The sequence below is a fragment of the Butyrivibrio sp. genome (genome assembly GCF_024699075.1).
In genome coordinates this window covers 1-3,523 of the sequence record NZ_JAILQF010000237.1, presented here as the reverse complement: position 1 = coordinate 3,523, position 3,523 = coordinate 1, and the positions used below count along the sequence as shown (strand labels likewise).

Below are 3,523 nucleotides of genomic sequence, written 5' to 3'. Positions count from 1 at the left end.
CACATTCCTTTTTAATGGAACTATTGCTGAGAATATCGGCTATGCAGTTCCTGATGCAGACATGGATGAGATCATAGAAGCGGCTAAGGCTGCCAATATTCATAAGGATATCATGAATATGCCTGATGGCTATGATACGCTGGTCGGCGAAAGAGGTCTTAGGCTTTCAGGCGGCCAGAAGCAAAGGGTGGCTATTTCAAGAGCTATACTTCGCAAGTCCCCTATAATAGTACTTGATGAAGCTACAGCATCTGTCGATGTTGAGACGGAGAAACAGATTCAGGAAGCGATTAACAACATTACAGGTAAGCGTACAATCGTTGCAATTGCGCACAGGCTGTCAACTATTCGCAACGCAGATCTTATCCTTGTCATTGAAAACGGTCATATAGCAGAAAGAGGAACTCACGAAGAACTCGTGGCACTTGGAGGAATATATGCACGTATGAGCCAGATACAGGGATAAATTATTAGTGAAGATGGAGGAGTAGATGTCTACAATTGATATAGATGGGCTTTTCTATCCAGGTGAAGTCATTTACAACAATTTTCATATATCATCAACTAAAACTATGGAAGAACAGTGGGATAATCTTCATGAAGACCTGATTCAGGTGGAATATGAGGGCGGTCTGATACTGGACATTGGCTGGTACCCTGAATGTGATCCTACAGGAAGGTTTATAATCAACCTAATAAAGGACTATAATTGGGAGAATCCCTTAAAAAAGATAGAAACAAAAAATATCTGCGAGATGTACAGCGGTATAAATACGATAATGGATGAATTTATCCGCTCGAAAGATAAGTGAAAAATATATAAAAAAACTGCGTTACAGCAGAAAAATGCTGTAATGCAGCTTCTTTTTTGTTATAGTAAATGTAAGTTTTTTGAGACAGCATGGGGAGGCATCAATTATGGTAAAAACAGATAATCGTATCAGTGCCGCTAAGGCATACTCGTGTCTGGGGTTAAGTTTTCTGGTTATTGAGTTTATAATTGCGTTTCTTGGAAAATTAGTTGTAACAAAGCTTTTGGGGTGTGAAGAACTGACTGATAATTGGCGTATTATATATGAGTTTGTTCTTGATTTCCTGTTTGTTCTTCCACTGAACTATGCAGTTTTAAGGAAACTTCCCAAATTTAAGATTGACCAAAAGAGGCTGGGGATAAAAAACTTTTTGACATGTGCATGTGTTGCATTTTCGCTTGAAATTCTGGCTAATATCTTTACAATAGCCCTTATGTATACCGCAAATATGGTTACAGGGATTCAGACTGGCAACCCGCTTGTTGATCGTTTATCTTCGATGTCACTATTTAGTCATATTTTGATTGTATGTATAATAGCACCGATATATGAAGAACTTATGTTTAGAAAAATATTGTTAGACAGAGTGGCTCATTATGGGGAAGTAACAGCAATGCTACTGTCAGGCGTTATGTTTGGACTAGCTCATGGGAATATCTATCAATTCTTTTATACAGCATTAGGCGGATGCTTTTATGCATTCGTGTATCTTAGAACCGGGAAGATAAAGTATACAATCTTTTTGCATATGCTAAACAATTCTTTCAGTACGATTATATGGGGGATTAGGCTTTTGCTAAATGGAGGCAATATAACTGTTGCATATGCGTGTACTATGGCATTTGGAGTTCTGGCTATTGTCATTACTATTTTGGGCATAGTACTTATGGTCAGGAATAAAGACAAGTTTGTCTTTGAACATCACAAGGAAGAGTTTGATGTAGGCTACAGATTTACAACTCTAATTGTTAATGCTGGAATGATGGTTTATTTATTATTCTGGATTGGGCAAACAGTACTTACTTTGTTTGGAACAAGCTTTACTCAATTATTGATTTCTGCAATAGGATGTGGGTTGCAGGGATTATTGAAATGATTTTACTAGTGTTAGAATTCGTTAATTGACGGGAAAAGATTATACAGATTGGAGAAAAATGCTGGGCAATGGTTATTAAACAGCTTAATTATGATGAATATAAAGGAAAGAAATATAAGGCTGAGATTCATTCGGATAAATTCCTTTCTATTGATCCAGAAGGCGAAGGCTTCTCTATTGAATGGATAAAAGTAGACTCCGAAATTGTTGAGGCGCTGACAGATGATATGTTGTCTGAATGGCTGGATAATCCTGTAGCCTATGGTGCTTTTGAAGGAGATACACTCATTGGTTTTGTAGAAGGTTTCCTCGAAGATTGGAACAATAGATACAGAATCTCAAATATATGTGTTTTCGATACAGGCCTTCGCAGTAAAGGCGTTGGCACAGCGCTTCTTGAGAAAATCATGGAAGATGCTGTAAAGAGCGGTGCAAGAATGGCTGTTCTTGAGACACAGAGCTACAATTCAAAAGCTATTTCTTTTTACAAGAAAAATGGATTTGAATTAATAGGCTTTGACAGATATGCATACTCAAACGACGGACCAAAAGAGCATAACATGAGAATTGAGATGGGTAAGAAGCTGTGATGACAGACATAAAAGGTAAAAATCCTATGTATCTATACCATTACTATGACAAAAGATCAGGACCATTCAGAAGCCTTACAGCTTCATGCGATGCAGACTCGAAAAAGGTTCTTGAACAGATCAAAAGAGAACGTCCCGAATCTATGTGTGCAAAAAGAGATGAAGGCTACATTGAAAAAAGGCGTAACTGTGAAGCTATCATACGCAGAGAATTCATTGCTAAAGGCGGAATAGTAAAGCTTGACTCGCCGCATTACATGGTAGTTGAACATAGTCCCTGGCTTAGCACATGGTATGAAGATGGAGCTTTTATAAAGATTCCGATCGAGGAATTTGATACACGAACAATCTCTTTTACCTATGGTGACTCTATGCCAACCTTCAGTCCTCTTATTACTGATGGCAAAGAATATCGCAAAAAGGTATACACATACGAAGAGATACTTGGGATCATCGATAAGTATGGCTTGCCGCAGGACTGGAACGATGATGGGGCGCATGGACCGGAGAGATATATAGAAGCTCATATATGGACAGATGAAACAATTAACAAATGGCTGGAGAGGACTTAAGACGATGATTGTATTAGTAATTGACATTCAAAAAGGCATTACAGATGACAGGCTCTATAACTATGAGACTTTTCTCGAAAGTACGAGGCGTGTCATTGATACTGCCCGTAAAAATAACGTAGAAGTTATCTATGTTCAGCATGATGACGGCCCGGGAACAGGCTTTTCTGTAGGCGATGTGGATTTTGAGATTGCCGATCAGGTTGCTCCTAAAGAAGGAGAGAAGATATATACTAAAGAAATTAATAGCTGCTTTGGTAATAAAGAACTTGCAGGATATCTTGATGAGCAGGCTGACAAAAAGCTGATGATTGTAGGACTTCAGACGAATTTATGCATTGATGCATCAGTGAAATCTGCCTTTGAAAGAGGATATAAAGTCATAATACCGGAAGGTACGAACTCAACGTTTGATAACGACTATATGGACGGTGAGACAACCTACAAGTATTA

General features: G+C 38.3%; 6 protein-coding genes. All 6 read left to right on the top strand.

The features are described 5' to 3' along the window. The coding region (locus K6G87_RS09620) for an ATP-binding cassette domain-containing protein (RefSeq protein ID WP_296836407.1) at nucleotides 1-466 on the top strand (466 nt) is incomplete at its 5' end. A gap of 25 nt (nucleotides 467-491) precedes the next feature. Then, entirely contained in the window at nucleotides 492-812 is a 321-nt protein-coding gene (locus tag K6G87_RS09615; protein WP_296836404.1) for a hypothetical protein, read from the top strand. A 106-nt stretch (nucleotides 813-918) separates the two neighbouring features. Beyond that, complete coding sequence (locus K6G87_RS09610; protein ID WP_296836401.1) at nucleotides 919-1,908, top strand: CPBP family intramembrane glutamic endopeptidase; 990 nt, start codon at nucleotides 919-921, stop codon at nucleotides 1,906-1,908. A gap of 68 nt (nucleotides 1,909-1,976) precedes the next feature. Continuing rightward, complete coding sequence (locus K6G87_RS09605; RefSeq protein WP_296836398.1) at nucleotides 1,977-2,498, top strand: GNAT family N-acetyltransferase; 522 nt, start codon at nucleotides 1,977-1,979, stop codon at nucleotides 2,496-2,498. Continuing rightward, the gene (locus K6G87_RS09600) at nucleotides 2,498-3,070 is read left to right on the top strand and encodes a hypothetical protein (protein WP_330669814.1); all 573 of its coding nucleotides are present in this window, start codon (nucleotides 2,498-2,500) and stop codon (nucleotides 3,068-3,070) included. The genes K6G87_RS09605 and K6G87_RS09600 overlap by 1 nt, the downstream gene beginning before the upstream one ends. A gap of 4 nt (nucleotides 3,071-3,074) precedes the next feature. Continuing rightward, on the top strand, nucleotides 3,075-3,523 hold a 449-nt coding region (locus K6G87_RS09595), incomplete at its 3' end, for a cysteine hydrolase family protein (RefSeq protein ID WP_296836395.1).